The 16,314-nt window shown below is 45.6% G+C and carries 19 protein-coding genes; 6 read left to right on the top strand and 13 right to left on the bottom strand.

Annotated features, from left to right (window positions below):
* Nucleotides 1-13: 13 nt before the first annotated feature.
* From leuB to C2758_RS04830, 11 genes are all read right to left on the bottom strand, one after another.
* Nucleotides 14-1,087 (bottom strand): 3-isopropylmalate dehydrogenase, encoded by a 1,074-nt coding sequence (gene leuB / locus C2758_RS04880; protein ID WP_215329848.1) that lies wholly within the window; start codon nt 1,085-1,087, stop codon nt 14-16.
* A 24-nt stretch (nt 1,088-1,111) separates the two neighbouring features.
* Nucleotides 1,112-1,759 carry a 3-isopropylmalate dehydratase small subunit gene (leuD, locus tag C2758_RS04875; protein WP_215329847.1) on the bottom strand — a complete coding sequence of 216 codons (648 nt, stop codon included), beginning with the start codon at nt 1,757-1,759 and terminating at the stop codon, nt 1,112-1,114.
* 29 nt (nt 1,760-1,788) lie between these two features.
* A complete protein-coding gene (locus tag C2758_RS04870) occupies nt 1,789-1,998 on the bottom strand; it encodes a hypothetical protein (protein ID WP_215329846.1) in 210 nt (69 codons plus the stop codon).
* A 9-nt stretch (nt 1,999-2,007) separates the two neighbouring features.
* On the bottom strand, nt 2,008-3,417 hold the full coding sequence (gene leuC, locus C2758_RS04865; RefSeq protein WP_215329845.1) for a 3-isopropylmalate dehydratase large subunit: 1,410 nt from the start codon (nt 3,415-3,417) through the stop codon (nt 2,008-2,010).
* Nucleotides 3,418-3,437: 20 nt separating this feature from the next.
* Nucleotides 3,438-4,751: a citrate synthase gene (gene gltA, locus C2758_RS04860; RefSeq protein ID WP_215329844.1), complete on the bottom strand. Its 1,314-nt coding sequence runs from the start codon at nt 4,749-4,751 to the stop codon at nt 3,438-3,440.
* 81 nt (nt 4,752-4,832) lie between these two features.
* On the bottom strand, nt 4,833-5,102 hold the full coding sequence (locus C2758_RS04855; protein ID WP_215329843.1) for a succinate dehydrogenase assembly factor 2: 270 nt from the start codon (nt 5,100-5,102) through the stop codon (nt 4,833-4,835).
* Entirely contained in the window at nt 5,099-5,803 is a 705-nt protein-coding gene (locus tag C2758_RS04850) for a succinate dehydrogenase iron-sulfur subunit (RefSeq protein WP_215325017.1), read from the bottom strand. The genes C2758_RS04855 and C2758_RS04850 overlap by 4 nt, the downstream gene beginning before the upstream one ends.
* A 17-nt stretch (nt 5,804-5,820) precedes the next feature.
* Nucleotides 5,821-7,599, bottom strand: coding sequence for a succinate dehydrogenase flavoprotein subunit (gene sdhA / locus C2758_RS04845; protein WP_215329842.1), 1,779 nt, complete (start codon nt 7,597-7,599; stop codon nt 5,821-5,823).
* Between the two features lie 4 nt (nt 7,600-7,603).
* Nucleotides 7,604-7,969 carry a succinate dehydrogenase, hydrophobic membrane anchor protein gene (sdhD, locus tag C2758_RS04840; protein ID WP_215329841.1) on the bottom strand — a complete coding sequence of 122 codons (366 nt, stop codon included), beginning with the start codon at nt 7,967-7,969 and terminating at the stop codon, nt 7,604-7,606.
* A 25-nt stretch (nt 7,970-7,994) separates the two neighbouring features.
* On the bottom strand, nt 7,995-8,414 hold the full coding sequence (sdhC, locus tag C2758_RS04835; RefSeq protein ID WP_215329840.1) for a succinate dehydrogenase, cytochrome b556 subunit: 420 nt from the start codon (nt 8,412-8,414) through the stop codon (nt 7,995-7,997).
* Nucleotides 8,415-8,555: 141 nt separating this feature from the next.
* A complete protein-coding gene (locus tag C2758_RS04830; protein ID WP_215329839.1) occupies nt 8,556-9,293 on the bottom strand; it encodes a GntR family transcriptional regulator in 738 nt (245 codons plus the stop codon).
* A 148-nt stretch (nt 9,294-9,441) separates the two neighbouring features.
* Between C2758_RS04830 and C2758_RS04825 the strand changes: the two genes are divergently transcribed.
* Together C2758_RS04825 and C2758_RS04820 are read left to right on the top strand one after the other, a co-directional pair.
* Nucleotides 9,442-10,431 carry a malate dehydrogenase gene (locus C2758_RS04825; protein WP_215329838.1) on the top strand — a complete coding sequence of 330 codons (990 nt, stop codon included), beginning with the start codon at nt 9,442-9,444 and terminating at the stop codon, nt 10,429-10,431.
* Nucleotides 10,432-10,443: 12 nt separating this feature from the next.
* Entirely contained in the window at nt 10,444-10,818 is a 375-nt protein-coding gene (locus C2758_RS04820) for a hypothetical protein (RefSeq protein ID WP_215329837.1), read from the top strand.
* A gap of 84 nt (nt 10,819-10,902) precedes the next feature.
* On the opposite strand, the gene C2758_RS04815 is transcribed toward C2758_RS04820, so the two are convergent.
* Both C2758_RS04815 and yaaA read right to left on the bottom strand, forming a co-directional pair.
* Nucleotides 10,903-12,114, bottom strand: coding sequence for a DUF2863 family protein (locus C2758_RS04815; RefSeq protein ID WP_215329836.1), 1,212 nt, complete (start codon nt 12,112-12,114; stop codon nt 10,903-10,905).
* Nucleotides 12,115-12,125: 11 nt separating this feature from the next.
* Nucleotides 12,126-12,902 (bottom strand): peroxide stress protein YaaA, encoded by a 777-nt coding sequence (gene yaaA, locus C2758_RS04810; protein ID WP_215329835.1) that lies wholly within the window; start codon nt 12,900-12,902, stop codon nt 12,126-12,128.
* Between the two features lie 68 nt (nt 12,903-12,970).
* Here yaaA and C2758_RS04805 point away from each other — a divergent pair, with 68 nt between their 5' ends.
* Genes C2758_RS04805 through C2758_RS04790 form a run of 4 tightly spaced genes read left to right on the top strand, consistent with a single transcriptional unit; the run spans nt 12,971 to nt 16,314 of the window.
* Nucleotides 12,971-14,173, top strand: coding sequence for a methionine aminotransferase (locus C2758_RS04805; protein WP_215329834.1), 1,203 nt, complete (start codon nt 12,971-12,973; stop codon nt 14,171-14,173).
* A gap of 41 nt (nt 14,174-14,214) precedes the next feature.
* Entirely contained in the window at nt 14,215-14,922 is a 708-nt protein-coding gene (locus C2758_RS04800) for a glutathione binding-like protein (protein ID WP_215330103.1), read from the top strand.
* A 1-nt stretch (nt 14,923) separates the two neighbouring features.
* Nucleotides 14,924-15,778 (top strand): 3-hydroxybutyryl-CoA dehydrogenase, encoded by an 855-nt coding sequence (locus C2758_RS04795; protein WP_215329833.1) that lies wholly within the window; start codon nt 14,924-14,926, stop codon nt 15,776-15,778.
* 56 nt (nt 15,779-15,834) lie between these two features.
* Nucleotides 15,835-16,314 carry a DUF3429 domain-containing protein gene (locus tag C2758_RS04790; RefSeq protein WP_215329832.1) on the top strand — a complete coding sequence of 160 codons (480 nt, stop codon included), beginning with the start codon at nt 15,835-15,837 and terminating at the stop codon, nt 16,312-16,314.

Below are 16,314 nucleotides of genomic sequence, written 5' to 3'. Positions count from 1 at the left end.
ATATGAGCAATTCTTATTTTGCAAGGGCGGCAACAACGGCATTACCCATTTCAACGGTAGAAACTTTTTTAGTACCTTCAGTATAAATATCAGCGGTACGTAAACCTTGAGATAACACCTTTTGGACTGCTGCCTCAATACGATCAGCTTGGGCAGGTAAACCCAATGAGTAACGCAGCATCATGGCAGCAGAAAGAATTGTTGCTAAGGGATTAGCAATACCTTTACCAGCAATATCTGGTGCAGAGCCATGGCTTGGCTCATACAAGCCTTTATTGTTTTTATCCAATGAAGCGGATGGCAACATACCAATTGAGCCGGTCAACATCGAAGCTTCATCCGAGAGAATATCGCCAAACAAGTTACCAGTCACCACCACATCAAATGCTTTGGGCGCTTTCACTAATTGCATGGCAGCGTTATCAACATACATATGCGTTAACTCAACATCTGGATACTCTTTGCCAACACGAATCATGACATCCCGCCACAGTTGTGAAGTCTCCAATACATTGGCCTTATCCACGCTGCAAACCTTTTTGCCTCGCTTACGGGCTGCTTCAAAAGCTACACGACCAATACGCTCTACTTCAGGCTCGCTGTAATGCATCATGTCGAAACCTTCGCGTGCGCCCTTAAATAGTGGCAATTCAGAAGCCCGAATTCCGCGTGGCTGACCAAAGTAGATATCGCCATTCAGTTCGCGAATAATCAAGATATCCAGACCACTCACAATTTCAGGTTTCAAGCTTGATGCAGCGGTAAGCTCGTCATAGCAAATAGCAGGTCTGAAATTGGCAAACAGTTCAAGATGCTTGCGCAAACCCAAGATGGCTTGCTCTGGACGAAGTTCACGAGCCAAAGCGTCATATTTCCAGTCACCCACAGCACCAAACAAAATAGCATCTGCTTTTCGAGCAAGCTCTAGAGTCGCAGGCGGCAATGGATGACCGGCTAAATCATAAGCAGCGCCACCAACTGGGGCTGACTCAAGGTCAAATTTAGGGCCGAGCGCGTTTAATACCTTAACGGCTTCAGCAACGATTTCCGGGCCGATACCATCACCCGGTAGGACTGCAATTTTCATGAAAAGGCCTTTAACTCTATAAAACTACGGCAGTTGTGTCGCAAGCCAAGGCATCTTGAGAATGCGCTCAGCTTCGTAAGCCTTGATTTTATCTGCATGTTGCAGGGTTAAGCCAATATCGTCTAAGCCGTTTAGCAGGCAATGCTTTCTAAACGGGGCCACATCAAAGCTGTAGGCGGTTCCATCAGGACAGATGACTTTCTGTGCCTCTAGGTCAATTGTGAGCTGATAGCCACTAAAAGCCAAAGTTTCATTAAATAAATGATCAACCTGTAACTCTGTCAGAGCGATCGGTAAAAGGCCATTTTTAAAGCAATTGTTGTTAAAGATGTCAGCAAAACTTGGGGCAATGACCGCTCTAAAGCCATACTGATCTAAAGCCCAGGGTGCATGCTCACGGGAGCTGCCACAGCCAAAGTTCTTACGGGCTAGCAATATTCCGGCATCTTTGTAACGCGGCTGATTTAATACGAAATCTGGATTGATTGGACGTGTACTGCAGTCTTGACCAGGTTCACCATGGTCCAGATAACGCCATTCATCAAACAAATTCTGGCCAAAACCTGTTTTCTTAATTGATTTTAAAAATTGCTTGGGGATGATGGCATCGGTATCTACATTTTCGCGATTAAGCGGAGCTACTAAGCCTTTGTATACCGTAAATTTTTCCATAGTGATCTATCTAAATATCGGCTGTGCGCTTATTTGACTGGCGTCACAACAACATCTTTCCCTTGGGTTTGGGACTGATTCGAAGTGTTGGGGGCTTTGCTAGTGCCCATAGAATTACCCATGGTTTGAAGGTCTTTACCAACACCCTCCATCGTGTTTGCACAAGCAGACAGAATGATTCCCGCGAAGGCAACGATAGTTAATTTTTTAATCATTGTGAAAGAGGACCATTTAAACACTATATCTCCTTAAGAAATCTTACGAACATCAACAAAATGACCTTCAATCGCAGCAGCGGCAGCCATCGCTGGGCTCACTAAGTGCGTTCTGCCACCATTACCTTGGCGACCCTCAAAGTTACGATTCGATGTAGATGCGCAACGCTCACCAGGCTCAAGACGATCGGCATTCATTGCCAAACACATAGAGCAACCAGGCTCACGCCACTCAAAGCCAGCAGCTTTAAATACACGATCCAAACCTTCACGCTCCGCTTGAGCCTTTACCAATCCAGATCCGGGAACTACTAGTGCCAACTTCACATTGGCAGCCACCTTCTTACCTAGACGATCAACCACCTTAGCGGCAGCGCGAATATCTTCGATACGGCTATTGGTACAAGATCCGATAAATACTTTATCAATGGAGATGTTGCTTAATGGGGTATTCGGAACAAGGCCCATATATTCAAGCGCACGCTCCATTGCAGAACGCTTGTTTACATCACGCTCTTTTTCAGGATCGGGAACGCGCTCACTAATAGCTAACACCATTTCAGGCGAAGTCCCCCAAGTCACTTGGGGGGCGATTTCTTCTGCACGTAGCTCAACTACAGCATCAAACTGCGCATCTAAATCTGAATGCAAGGTGCGCCAATATTGCAAAGCGTGACGTAAAGCTTCACCATTAGGGGCATAAGGTCTGCCTTGAATATATTCGATTGTGGTTTCATCCACTGCCACAAGTCCAGCACGAGCACCCGCCTCAATTGCCATATTGCAGACAGTCATGCGACCCTCCATGGAGAGGTTGCGAATAGCTTCACCAGCAAACTCAATGGTGTAACCAGTTCCGCCAGCTGTGCCGATCTTACCAATGACGGCAAGTACGATATCTTTTGCTGTAGAACCAGGTTGAAGGCGTCCATCAACCTTCACCAACATGTTCTTGCTTTTTTTCATCAGCAAAGTTTGGGTAGCTAATACGTGCTCCACTTCAGATGTCCCAATACCAAAAGCCAGCGCACCAAAGGCACCATGAGTACTAGTATGAGAATCACCGCAGACCACCGTCATACCGGGTAAGGTTGCGCCCTGCTCTGGTCCAATGACGTGAACAATCCCTTGGCGGGTATCGTTCATTTTGTATTGTGTAATTCCAAAAGCGTCACAGTTTTGATCTAGCGTATCTACTTGTAACTTCGATATAGGGTCAGCGATCCCTTCAGAGCGATCTGTTGTTGGAACGTTGTGATCTGAAACAGCGAGATTGGCAGAGATTCGCCACACTGGACGGCCAGCTAAGCTGAGCCCCTCAAAAGCCTGAGGACTGGTTACTTCATGCAATAACTGACGATCTATATAAATCGTGGCCGTGCCGTCTTCTTCGGAATAGACGACATGGTCATCCCACAGTTTGTCGTAGAGCGTGCGTGACATGAATACCCTCGAAAACTTTTTTATTTACGAACAGAGATGTTAGGAACTTTGCGTGAAGTCTCTCCAACATATAACTGACGTGGACGGCCAATTTTGTACTCAGGATCAGTAATCATTTCTTCCCACTGGGCAATCCAACCTACTGTTCTCGCTAAGGCAAATACACAAGTAAACATTTCAGTTGGAATGCCTAATGCGCGCTGAACGATTCCGGAGTAGAAGTCCACGTTTGGATAGAGCTTGCGGCTGACAAAATATTCATCTTCCAAAGCAATCTTCTCAAGAGTCATGGCCAGCTTGAACAATGGATCGTTCTCCAAACCCAGTTCTTTTAATACTTCATAACAGGTTTCACGCATCAGTTTTGCACGTGGGTCAAAGTTTTTATAAACACGATGACCAAAACCCATCAAGCGAACGCTAGAGTTCTTATCCTTGACTTGGGCAATGAACTCATGAATCTTATCTACGCCACCACTAGCCTGTATTCCATTCAACATGTCTAAGCAAGCTTCGTTTGCTCCACCGTGAGCTGGTCCCCACAGACAGGCAATACCAGCAGAGATGGCAGCGAATGGATTAGTACCGGAGGAGCCGCACAAACGCACTGTTGAAGTAGACGCATTTTGCTCGTGGTCAGCATGCAGGATAAAGATACGATCCAAAGCACGTACCAAGACTGGATTAACCTTGTACTCTTCGCAAGGAGTTGCAAACATCATGCGCATGAAATTGGCTGTGTATGACAAAGAGTTATCTGGATAGATAAATGGTTGTCCTACGGAATATTTATACGACATTGCAACCAAGGTTGGCATCTTCGCAATCAGACGAATCTGAGCAATTTCGCGTGCCTTAGTTTGACTGTAGTCAATTGCGTCATGGTAAAAAGCCGCCATCGCACCAACTAAGCCAGTTAATACAGACATTGGGTGCGCATCACGTCGGAAACCGCGCAAGAAAAATTGCATTTGCTCGTGAACCATCGTGTGGTGTGTTACCAATTCCTCAAAATCTTTTTTCTCGGTAGCATTAGGTAGCTCACCATTAATTAGCAAATAGCAAACCTCCAAGAAGTCGCAATTATGTGCAAGATCTTCAATTGGGTAACCACGATAGAGCAACTCCCCTTTATCGCCATCGATATAAGTGATTTTGCTATTGCAGGAAGCGGTAGATAAAAAACCTGAATCGTAAGTGAACTTGCCGGTTTGACCGTAAAGTTTCCGAATATCAATTACATCAGGACCAACTGTGCCCTTGTAGATCGGCAAGTCGATATCTGGTGTGCCATCCGAAAACGATAATTTTGCCTTGATGTCCGATTCAATCATTTCTAATCCTTAGTCATTCAAATTGATAATTACTACAACATGCGATCATGCATCACACTGCAAGCGCAACACGATACTGAATTACTTCTGTCTCAGCTTTTGTAAAACCGCCTTAAAAGAGACCTCTTGAGATTCTTTTTCCAATCCAGCCACAGAATCCCTGCGACTAATTAAAAGATCCATTAAGTCATTGTCTTCTAAAGCAAATAAGAGGCTCAATACTTTTCCATCTTCTACGCTTAATTGAGAGCCATAGCGCTCAAAAAAACGCTGCAGAATGAGATCGTTTTCAAGCAAACCCCTGCGGGCATCACTTTTTAAGCGATATAACTCTGCATTACTAAGGGTCATACTGCCCTACGCACCATCAATTCTTTGATCTTGCCAATTGCCTTGGTTGGATTGAGATGCTTAGGGCAAACATCCACGCAATTCATGATGGTATGGCAACGGAATAAGCGGTATGGGTCCTCTAAGTTATCTAAACGCTGCGCTGTATCTTCATCACGGCTGTCCGCAATAAAGCGATAGGCCTGAAGCAAACCAGCTGGTCCAACAAACTTATCTGGGTTCCACCAGAAAGATGGGCATGAAGTTGAGCAAGAGGCGCACAAGATGCACTCATATAAGCCATTCAACTCTTCACGTTCTTCAGGGCTCTGAAGACGCTCTTTCTCTGGAAATGGATTGTCGTTTACCAAGTAAGGCTTGATAGAGAGATATTGCTTAAAGAACAAGGTCATATCCACGATCAAATCACGCACTACTGGCAAACCAGGCAATGGGCGTAATGTAATGACTTTAGGCAAGGTCAACATATTGGTTAGGCAAGCCAACCCGTTCTTACCGTTAATATTCATGGCGTCAGAGCCACAAACACCTTCACGACATGAGCGGCGATAGGAAATGCTTTCATCTTGTTTCTTTAAAGAAATCAAGGCGTCCAGTAACATCCGCTCGCCAGTTAATTCAAGCTCGTAGCGCTCCATACGTGGCGCAGCATCGACATCTGGATCGTAGCGGTAAATTTCAAATACACGAATATCACTCATTTTTAATTTCTCTTCGCTTAGAAAGTACGTTCTTTAGGAGGGAAAGACTCAACAGTCAATGGCTTGAGAACAACCGGCTTATAGTCAAGTCGGTTACCTTCGCTATACCAAAGTGTGTGCTTCATCCAGTTGTCGTCATCACGATGTTGATGATCATCATGTGAATGCGCGCCGCGACTTTCTTTACGGGCAGCCGCAGAAATCATGGTCGCGTTTGCTGCTTCAATCAAGTTCGCAACTTCTAAAGCTTCGATACGTGCCGTATTGAAAATTTCAGACTTGTCTTTTAACCATATGTGCTTAGCGCGCTCAGTTAGCTTAGCCATTTGACGAACGCCCTCATCCATCAACTCTTGATTACGGAATACACCGGCATATTTCTGCATAGTCTTACGAATATCGTTTGCAACATCTTGTGCATACTCACCGGAGGTGGACTCATCAAGGGCAGCAATACGAGCCAAGGTTTTTTCACCAGCATTTGCAGGTAATGGTTTAAATTCGCGATTCTTGAGATCCATTGCAACAATATGATTACCTGCAGCACGACCAAATACCAATAGGTCGAGCAATGAGTTGGTACCTAAACGGTTTGCACCGTGAACGGATACACAAGAGCACTCACCAATGGCATACAAGCCATTAACAATATTGTTATGTTCGCCATTACCTGGAACAACTACTTGACCGTTGATATTAGTAGGAATGCCACCCATCTGATAATGAATAGTTGGCACAACAGGAATTGGTTCTTTAGTAACGTCAACGTTAGCAAAGTTGATACCAATTTCATAGACAGAAGGTAAACGCTTCATGATGGTCTCAGCACCAATATGCGTTAAGTCTAGAACCACGTAATCGCCATTCGGGCCACAACCGCGCCCTTCTTTGATTTCCTGATCCATACAGCGTGAAATAAAGTCTCGTGGAGCTAAGTCCTTATAGGTGGGGGCATAACGCTCCATGAAGCGCTCGCCATCCTTGTTACGCAAGATGGCACCCTCACCGCGACAGCCCTCTGTCAACAGTACGCCAGCACCAGCTACGCCGGTTGGGTGAAATTGCCAGAACTCCATGTCTTCCAATGGAATACCTGCACGCGCAGCGAGACCCATACCGTCGCCAGTATTAATGAATGCATTGGTAGATGCATCCCAAATGCGACCAGCACCACCAGTAGCCATCATGACTACTTTAGTTTCTAAGATATACACTTGGCCCGTTTCCATTTCGAGCGCAGTAACACCGACAACATCACCCGCATCATCACGAATCAAATCCAAAGCCAACCACTCAACGAAGAAGTTTGTTTTTGCACGAACGTTTCTTTGGTACAAGGTATGCAACATGGCATGACCAGTACGATCTGCTGCAGCGCAAGCGCGTTGGACGGCTTTCTCGCCATAGTTTGCTGTGTGTCCACCAAATGGGCGCTGATAAATAGTGCCATCTGGATTGCGATCAAAAGGCATACCGAAGTGCTCAAGCTCATAAACGACTTTTGGAGCTTCGCGACACATAAACTCGATTACGTCTTGGTCGCCCAACCAGTCTGAACCTTTGATCGTGTCGTAAAAATGATAGTGCCAGTTATCTTCACTCATATTACCGAGTGAAGCACCAATACCGCCCTGAGCAGCAACAGTATGTGAACGTGTTGGGAAAACTTTAGTTAATACCGCAACATTCAGGCCAGCTTCTGCCAACTGCAAAGAAGCGCGCATGCCTGAACCACCTGCACCGATAATTACCGCGTCGAATCGACGGCGTGGTAATGCTTTTTTAATCGCGGTCATTGAATTACACTTTCCACAAAATTTGTACGGCATAAGCCGCACAGGCTACGAGATACAGAACAGTTAACACTTGAAGTGTTAAACGAATGCTGACAGGCTTGATGTAATCCATCCAAATATCACGAATGCCAATCCAAGCGTGATAGAACAAGCTGATGAAAAATAACAGTGTCAAAAGCTTCATGAACTGGTTGCTAAACAAAGAAGCCCAACCCTCATAAGTTGCACTACCAGTGATGCAGTAATCCACCAAAAGAACGATTGTGAAAACTACCATCACGATGGCTGTGGCACGCTGAATAATCCACTCTTTGAGGCCGTAATGGGCGCCAACAACTAAGCGCTTAGGTCCAATTTGATAAATAGGCATTCGATTTCCTTAAAAAGTGAGGCGCTTAGTACAAGCCGAATAATTTGAGGCCAACAATCGCAGTGAGAGCAAGTCCTAAACAAAATACGAAAATCGCAGAGCGGTTTGCATCAGCCTTTTCAACGCCAATCTCTAAATCCAGCAAGAGATAACGAATTCCAGCACAAAAATGGTGCAAAAAAGACCAAATTAATCCAAGTAGAACAATTTTTACTAGCGCATGACCAGTAATTGCCTGAAAGGTTTGATAACTCACCTCAGAAGCCAAACTTTGGTCCAAGAGATAAAGCAAGAAAGGCAGCATTAAAAACAGTGCCGCTCCGCTGATGCGGTGAAGAATGGAAACTTTCCCAGCCCAAGGGAGGCGGTACTTGATTAACTGAGCAAGACCAATATTTCGGTAAACCGGTCTGTCTTTTTTTACATTTTGCTGTGCGTCAACCATGGGCAATCTCAATCTTTCGGTGGAGGTTCGGTGTGGTTTTGTTGTGTTGCAACATATTCTATTAGAAACCTAGGGATAGTGGGGACTTTTTAGCGTTTAAAGGGGTTAAAAACTGGTTTTTGATGATTTTGAGTGTACTACCTAGTTCAATTTATTGTCGTAATGCTGGCCATCAGTGTCATATCTAGCCCGTCGAATTTCTACTGGTTTATTCCCGTAGGTGAAAGCCACGCGTTCAACAGAAAGTAAGGCGGCAAGCTCTGAGACTTGCAGATATTTGGCAAGGTCTGGTCCCGCCAAGACGGCCTTGATTTTTTCCTCCGCCCGAACCATATGGGTGGCATATTTAGACTCATAAAAGGCATACATCGGGCCAGACCAAGCATTGAGCGTTTCTAGATTTAAGCCCTTAAAGCGGGCTTCTGGCAGCCAAATTTCTTCAAAAACAATAGGTCGACCTGCTGAGCTTTGCACTCGCTCGATCCGGATAATTAAATCGTCCGGCTTTATCTTAAGCAACTGAGCAATATAGGGATCCGATTGGATGTTCTCGCAGGCTAAAAACTGATTTTTCAGGTGCAACTTCTCACCAGAATCTGGCTCTAAACGCAAAAAACGATATTGGAAGTCTTCCTCTTGGTGGGTTGCCACAAAGGTACCTTTACCCTGGCGACGTATTAGCAAGTTTTGGGCAGCTAACTCATCAATCGCCTTGCGAACAGTCCCCTGGCTCACCGCATACCGCGCTGCAAGCTCCATCTCACTGGGGATTGCATCACCAGGCAACCATTCGGAGGCCTGCAAACTCGCCAAAATCATGGCTTTAATCTGCTCATAGAGTGGGCTAAATGAGGCAATGGGTTCGGATATCAGGGACAAATTAGCTCCAGGACAGCTGATGTTGGATAAAATTGAGGCTTATCTCATATCTTATATAAGACATGTATACAGTGTAAATGGAAAAGTCCATACACTTGAATGGATAATAGAAAAAATAGTCAATTAACCTCAACTGGAGTTATTAGTAATGGCAAAAGCCCCAATGCGTGTCGCAGTCACCGGTGCAGCCGGTCAAATCGGATATTCACTCCTCTTTCGCATCGCCAATGGCGACTTGTTAGGCAAAGATCAGCCAGTGATTCTGCAGCTACTAGAAATTCCAGACGAAAAAGCTCAAAAAGCCCTTGCTGGCGTGATGATGGAGCTCGAGGACTGCGCTTTCCCCCTATTGGCAGGCATGACAGCCCACTCTGACCCAATGACAGCATTCAAAGATATTGATGTTGCTTTATTGGTTGGCGCACGTCCACGCGGCCCAGGCATGGAGCGCAAAGATTTGCTCTCAGCCAATGCGCAGATTTTTACAGCACAGGGCAAAGCATTAAATGCCGTAGCTAAGAAAACAGTCAAAGTATTGGTTGTAGGCAACCCAGCAAACACCAATGCCTACATCGCCATGAAGTCTGCACCAGATATTCCTGCGAAGAATTTCACAGCCATGTTGCGCTTGGATCACAACCGCGCACTCTCACAGTTAGCTAACAAACTGAATAAGCCTGTTGCAGACATCGAGAAATTGGTTGTTTGGGGTAACCATAGCCCAACAATGTACCCAGACTATCGCTTTGCGACTATCGATGGTAAGTCTGTAAAGGACAGCATCAACGATGCAGCATGGAATAAAGATATCTTCATTCCTACAGTTGGTAAACGTGGCGCTGCCATTATTGAGGCGCGTGGCCTTTCTTCTGCAGCATCAGCAGCTAATGCCGCAATTGATCATGTGCGCGATTGGGTTCTGGGCACCAATGGTAAGTGGGTCACTATGGGTATTGCATCTAAGGGCGAATATGGTATTCCTGCTGAAGTAATCTACGGTTATCCAGTAATTTGCGAGAATGGTGAATACAAGATGGTGGAAGGTTTAGAAATTGATGAGTTCTCTCGCGAACGCATGAACCACACACTCAATGAATTGCTTGAAGAGCAAGCTGGTGTTAAGCATCTCCTCTCATAAGGATTTATATATATGAAGCAAACCCTTCTCATCGCTAGCTTAATTGCAGCCGCCCTTTTGGGATCCGCCACAGCCACTGCTAGCGAAGAAGTATCTATTTGGACTTGTAGCGAAAGTAAGCAGTTCAAAACTTCCGGAACAACAGAAACGGTTCGACTAACCTGGGAATCTAAAACGTTTGACTTGAAGCGGGAAAATTCTCTACCAGGAAGCTTGCGTTATAAAAATGCCACTACTGGACACGATCTTGTAGTGTTGGGTAATAAGGCAATGCTGTTCAATATTAAATCTGGGACTCGTCTGGCTGATTTCTGCCAAACAGCAGAAATGAAAACTGGCAAGCTCCCGCACCTGTTTGCGAATTCAGAGCCTTTTGTACAGAACTAAATGTAATGCTTCATAGTAAAAAAGCCGAGACATCCTCGGCTTTTTTTATTTGCAACTTTCAGTTTTATAGCTAAGTGAATTTGTTTAATGGAACAAGGGTTGCTGTATCGGTGCATCATCTGGTAGCTCGGCATGCACAGCATCACCTGATCGGTCCGGAAATAGCGGCGCTCCACAGTCGTCACAAAGTTCTGGGTCAAAGAGCATTGCATGGCGGAAGACGTCTTCCACGCCAGCATTACGAAGCGCGTCTGCGATGCGTTTCATTGGGCTTTCGTCATCAGATAAATCATTGAGCGCATCATTGGCAACACTCTCGCGATCGTACAAAGGCCAAATCACTCCGTACACCACTTCAGAAGAGCCTTTTACGCTAAAAGAAATTCGATACTCATCGGCCTGATCTTCGCCGAAGGCCCCCACTACGCAGGACAATCCAGCGGGCATCACACCGAGAGTGCTCTCCAGAAAATTCACGCCAGCTCGAATGCTCAGTGGACGCACTTGTTTATCCGCTAATCGACAGTTAGTGAAATACGCCTCAGGCAATAAAAGCTCAAACTCGCAACCCGGCAAGAGTGCAGCAATAGGTTCTTGCATCGCGTTTTGCCAACCAATTAAGCTCATGCCACGCTCTTGACGTGTTGGCACTTCAGCTTGCCAACGGAATAAGGGCATACCAGAAGGAGCAGCAATAGCAGCGATGATGAAGCGTGGATCAGCCAGAACCGCAATGGTCTCTGACATATCGCGCAGCTCTATTTTCACTTCACTAGCAGTAATGGCGGCGGTAGCTAAAGCCTCGGTTAGTAAACGCGTTTGGCAATGTGAGTGGGGCATTTGATCAATGCTGTACAGCCAGGGGACAATCGCCAAGCGTGTATCCGTAGAAGCTATTGAGTTATGCAGTGCGGCGGCAGTAGACTCAATCACATTCACGGGCAATGCCCCAGAGGGAATCTGATAGCGAGTGTGGGCAACGATTGGTAAAGCCAAGAGCAGCACATCCCAATTCTGACCCTCATGCTCCATAACCAGTGATTCAGCAAGTGTTTCAGCGCAATCAGCAAGTACCTCGAAGGCTAGCGTATTAATTCGAAATGTTTGATCTAAGGAAGCATCGATCACATTTTGATTTTGACTTTTAAGCAGGCGCATTAAGCGAACATTTAAGCGCTCCTCCCAAAACTGGTCTTCAATATGACTGCCAGAAGCTGCCAAAGAAATAGCATCAGCTACTAGGCGCTCAACATCTGGAGAGGCGCGTTGTGAGGATTTAGTGCGATGAACAGCCATGGTGCACTCTCCTACTTTCTTTCAGGACGTCTAAATAACGGTTTTTCTGGTTTAGATTCGGAAGCAACATATTTGTAACCATCCAAATTGAAACCCTTCAAATCTGCGGGATCGGTGATCCGGTTTTCAACCACATAGCGTGCCATCAATCCCCTAGCTCGTTTAGCGTAGAAAGAGATGATTTTGTATTTGCCATCCTTACCGTCCTGAAATACTGGGGAGATCACCGGGCAATCTAAGTTTTTGGCTTGTAATACCTTGAAATATTCTTCAGAGGCTAAATTGAGAAGTACTGGTTTCTTTTGTTGTTCCAGCACCTTCTTTAGTGAATCGGTCACACGCTCACCCCAAAAAGCGTATAGATCCTTACCTCGGGCATTCTTGAAGGAAGTGCCCATCTCTAAGCGGTAAGGCTGCATTAAATCTAGGGGACGCAGAGCGCCATACAGGCCTGACAAGATACGAAGATGATCTTGCGCAAAATCCATGGCTTTGGAATTCAGTGTCTTGACGTCAAATCCGTCATAGACGTCGCCGTCAAAAGCATAAATAGCCGGCTTGCTATTGGCATCCGTGAACTTCTTAGACCAATCACGATAGCGACCCACATTCAATGCAGCCAACTGGTCCGAGAGACCCATCAAATCGGCGACCTCTTGAGGTGAGAGCTTCTTGAGATCCGCTATCAACTTGGCTGATTCTGAGACAAACTCGGGCAAGGTTGGAGCCTTGACCTTGGCTGGGGTTTTGTAATCTAGGGATTTCGCGGGTGAAAGGACGATCAACATGGCACAATTTGAAGATGAGTTCTTACCATTCTAGCGACTACCTCCCTTATTTGCCCTAAACCGCCTTAATGGACCAAAACCTCGCCCTAAGCCCAGAATTTCCAAGTCGCCTACCCAAGGTGGGTACAACCGTCTTTACGATCATGTCAGCCCTCGCTGCAAAACATCAGGCCATTAATTTAGGCCAAGGTTTTCCAGACTTCCCTTGCGATCGAAAGCTGATAACCGAAGTTCATGCGGCCATGCTGGCTGATCACAATCAATATCCACCGATGATGGGAGTTGCAGAGCTACGCCAAGGCGTGTCACGAAAGATATCCGCTTTATATGGCCATGATTACGATCCTGATTCAGAGATCACCATTACTGCCGGTGGCACCCAAGGAATCATGACCGCCATTTTGTGCTGCGTCAGTCCAGGCGATGAAGTGGTCATCATTGAACCCGCCTACGACAGCTATCGCCCGTCAATTGATCTGGCGGGAGGCAAAACTGTTGCCGTATCTTTGACTGCTAATCGTGATGATCAAGGCATGGTAAGTTCTTATTCCATACCCTGGAACGATCTAGCAAAAGCAATTAATACCAAAACACGGCTCGTCATGATCAATACACCACACAATCCAACCGGTATGGTGTGGCAGAAATCTGATCTTGAGCGCTTGGCAAACTTAGTCCGAGATACGAATGCACTGATCTTGAGTGACGAGGTCTACGAGCACATGGTGTTTGATGGACATCAACATATCAGCATTGCAAGTCATCCTGAATTAGCGGCGCGCAGTTTTCTGATATCCAGTTTTGGCAAGACCTATCATGTGACTGGCTGGAAGATGGGCTATATAGCAGCTCCTGCAGCGATGATGACCGAGTTTCGTAAGGTGCATCAGTTCAACGTGTTTACAGTAAATACGCCAATGCAATATGGCCTTGCTGAGTACCTTAAAAACGCAGATCACTATTTAGGATTGCCGCCTTTTTACCAAGCCAAGCGGGATTACTTTCGTCAAGGTTTGCAGCAAACTAAGTTCAAGCTACTGCCTGCGCCGGCAAGCTATTTTCAGTGTGTCAATTACACCGAGCTGGGCATCCCACAGGCTAAGTTAAGTGAAGCAGATTTTTGCTCCTGGTTAACTACCGAGATTGGCGTAGCTGCTATTCCAGTTTCTGCTTTTTACGCCAAGCCAGTGGAGTCAGGTGTCATTCGTTTTTGTTTTGCTAAAGAAGAAAAGACGCTTTTAAACGCATTAGAGCGTTTACAAACCCTATAGAAAAGGAATAAATCATGGCGATAAGCAAACTCAATAAAGACATCATTGATGTTTACAGCTGGCCAACACCAAATGGCCATAAGGTTCACATCATGCTCGAGGAGTGTGGCTATCAGCTAGGTAAAGATTGGATTGCCCATCCCATTGATATTGGCGCCGGTGATCAGTTTAAAAAAGAATTCTTGGCGATTAGCCCGAATAACAAGATTCCAGCTATCACCGATCCCAATGGGCCTGATGGCAAACCTATCCATTTATTTGAATCCGGTGCAATCTTGCTATACCTAGCAGCCAAAACAGGAAAGTTTTTACCTAAATCTACCCGAGGCAAATATGAGGTGTTGCAATGGCTCATGTTTCAAATGGGCGGCTTAGGGCCCCTCTTAGGGCAAAACCACCACTTTCGAATCTACGCTCCGGAGAAAATTGATTACGCAATTAATCGCTATACCAATGAAGCTAAGCGCTTGTATGGAGTAATAGATCACCAACTGAAAGATAATGCCTATATTGCTGGCAAAAGTTATTCCATAGCCGACATTGCTATCTTTCCTTGGACTCGTAACTGGAAGAATCAAGGCATTGATATTAACGAATATCCTCATTTCAAACGTTGGTTTGAAATGATTGGTGAACGCCCTGCTGTTAAGCGTGGCGTTGAAGTGTTGACTGCATTACGCAAGCCCTTGCACGATGACAAGGCAAGAGAACAATTATTTGGCCCATCACAGTATCAAAAAAGGAAATAGCATGAAGATTCAATCAGTCGGGGTCATTGGGGCGGGTACGATGGGCAATGGTATTGCGCAAGTCTGCGCAGTTGCCGGCCTTGATGTTGTCATGGTTGATATCAGCGATGCTGCCCTTGAGCGCGGCTTAAACCAAATTAGCAAGAGCTTGGATCGCTTAGTGAAAAAAGAATTACTTACTAATGAGAATAAAGATGCTGCACTGAAACGTATTAAAGCTAGCACTTCATATACTGACTTCAAGGGACTGCAATTAGTCATTGAGGCCGCTACTGAGAACCAAGCTGTTAAAGAAAAGATTTTGAAGCAGGTTGATGAGATCGTCAGTAAAGAAACTATTATTGCCACCAATACCTCCTCACTCTCCATTACCAAACTTGCAGCCTTAGATTCCAATCCAGGCCGCTTCATTGGTATGCACTTTTTCAATCCGCCACCGCTGATGGCATTGGTTGAAGTGATTCGAGGCTTGCAAACCTCTGACACGACCCACGCTGCCATTATTGAAATGGCCAAACGTATTGGTAAAGAGCCCATCACCGTGAAGAACTCACCCGGCTTTGTGGTGAACCGTATATTGCTTCCAATGATTAATGAAGCTTTCTTTGTTCTGCACGAAGGCCTTGCTAGCCCAGAAGATATAGATGCTGGTATGAAATTGGGCTGCAATCAGCCGATTGGCCCACTTGCTTTAGCCGATTTAATTGGTCTTGATACCTGTTTGGCAGTGATGGAAGTCTATTTTGAGAACTTCAGTGACTCTAAATATCGCCCTTGTCCACTGTTGCGTGAGATGGTTGCCGCTGGCTACCTCGGTCGTAAGTCTGGACGCGGCGTCTTTGTCTACGATCAATGATTTTGTAATTCACTATCCACTATCCACCACCCACCAACCCAGATAAAGAAGTTTTTGTGAACCCATTACCTCCCCTAGTTACTAAATTAGCCTATGCCGGTCTAATTCCCTTTGTTGGTCTTGCGCTGATGGTGCAGCTTGCGCCAACACCGCTGAATTATTTAAGTGGGGAGTCACTGGCTGGTTATGGGGCAGTAATCACTGCATTCATGGGCGCCTTGCATTGGGGCGCCAATCTACATAAATTAGGAAAAATACCTAGCGGCGATCGGTGGGGAGATCGCAATGCATGGATCTGGGGCGTAACACCGGCCTTAGTTGCCTGGCTCGCGCTACATATTTACATACCAGTTGGTATGGTCATCTTGGCGTCAGCATTAGTGATTCAGCGCAACATTGATAAAGAAACTTACCGATATTATTTTTCTAGTGAAGCAGCGCTCAATGCATTCATCACCTTACGAAATCGACTCACATTCGTTTCTGCTGGATGCTTAATTTGGTCTGCATTAGTTATTTTGTTTGTACAAAACTAA

This window comes from Polynucleobacter sp. AP-Sving-400A-A2 (assembly GCF_018688155.1).
Classification (GTDB): domain Bacteria; phylum Pseudomonadota; class Gammaproteobacteria; order Burkholderiales; family Burkholderiaceae; genus Polynucleobacter.
The sequence above is the reverse complement of the archived record's forward strand: the minus strand, read 5'-3'. Positions and strand labels throughout refer to the sequence as shown.

Excerpts from the sequence above, each read along its gene's own strand:
- leuB (WP_215329848.1), bottom strand. The coding sequence starts at position 1,087 with ATGAAAATTGCAGTCCTACCGGGTGATGGTATCGGCCCGGAAATCGTT.
- leuD (WP_215329847.1), bottom strand. The coding sequence starts at position 1,759 with ATGGAAAAATTTACGGTATACAAAGGCTTAGTAGCTCCGCTTAATCGC.
- leuC (WP_215329845.1), bottom strand. The coding sequence starts at position 3,417 with ATGTCACGCACGCTCTACGACAAACTGTGGGATGACCATGTCGTCTAT.
- gltA (WP_215329844.1), bottom strand. The coding sequence starts at position 4,751 with ATGATTGAATCGGACATCAAGGCAAAATTATCGTTTTCGGATGGCACA.
- C2758_RS04855 (WP_215329843.1), bottom strand. The coding sequence starts at position 5,102 with ATGACCCTTAGTAATGCAGAGTTATATCGCTTAAAAAGTGATGCCCGC.
- C2758_RS04850 (WP_215325017.1), bottom strand. The coding sequence starts at position 5,803 with ATGAGTGATATTCGTGTATTTGAAATTTACCGCTACGATCCAGATGTC.
- sdhA (WP_215329842.1), bottom strand. The coding sequence starts at position 7,599 with ATGACCGCGATTAAAAAAGCATTACCACGCCGTCGATTCGACGCGGTA.
- sdhD (WP_215329841.1), bottom strand. The coding sequence starts at position 7,969 with ATGCCTATTTATCAAATTGGACCTAAGCGCTTAGTTGTTGGCGCCCAT.
- sdhC (WP_215329840.1), bottom strand. The coding sequence starts at position 8,414 with ATGGTTGACGCACAGCAAAATGTAAAAAAAGACAGACCGGTTTACCGA.
- C2758_RS04825 (WP_215329838.1), top strand. The coding sequence starts at position 9,442 with ATGGCAAAAGCCCCAATGCGTGTCGCAGTCACCGGTGCAGCCGGTCAA.
- C2758_RS04820 (WP_215329837.1), top strand. The coding sequence starts at position 10,444 with ATGAAGCAAACCCTTCTCATCGCTAGCTTAATTGCAGCCGCCCTTTTG.
- C2758_RS04815 (WP_215329836.1), bottom strand. The coding sequence starts at position 12,114 with ATGGCTGTTCATCGCACTAAATCCTCACAACGCGCCTCTCCAGATGTT.
- yaaA (WP_215329835.1), bottom strand. The coding sequence starts at position 12,902 with ATGTTGATCGTCCTTTCACCCGCGAAATCCCTAGATTACAAAACCCCA.
- C2758_RS04805 (WP_215329834.1), top strand. The coding sequence starts at position 12,971 with ATGGACCAAAACCTCGCCCTAAGCCCAGAATTTCCAAGTCGCCTACCC.
- C2758_RS04795 (WP_215329833.1), top strand. The coding sequence starts at position 14,924 with ATGAAGATTCAATCAGTCGGGGTCATTGGGGCGGGTACGATGGGCAAT.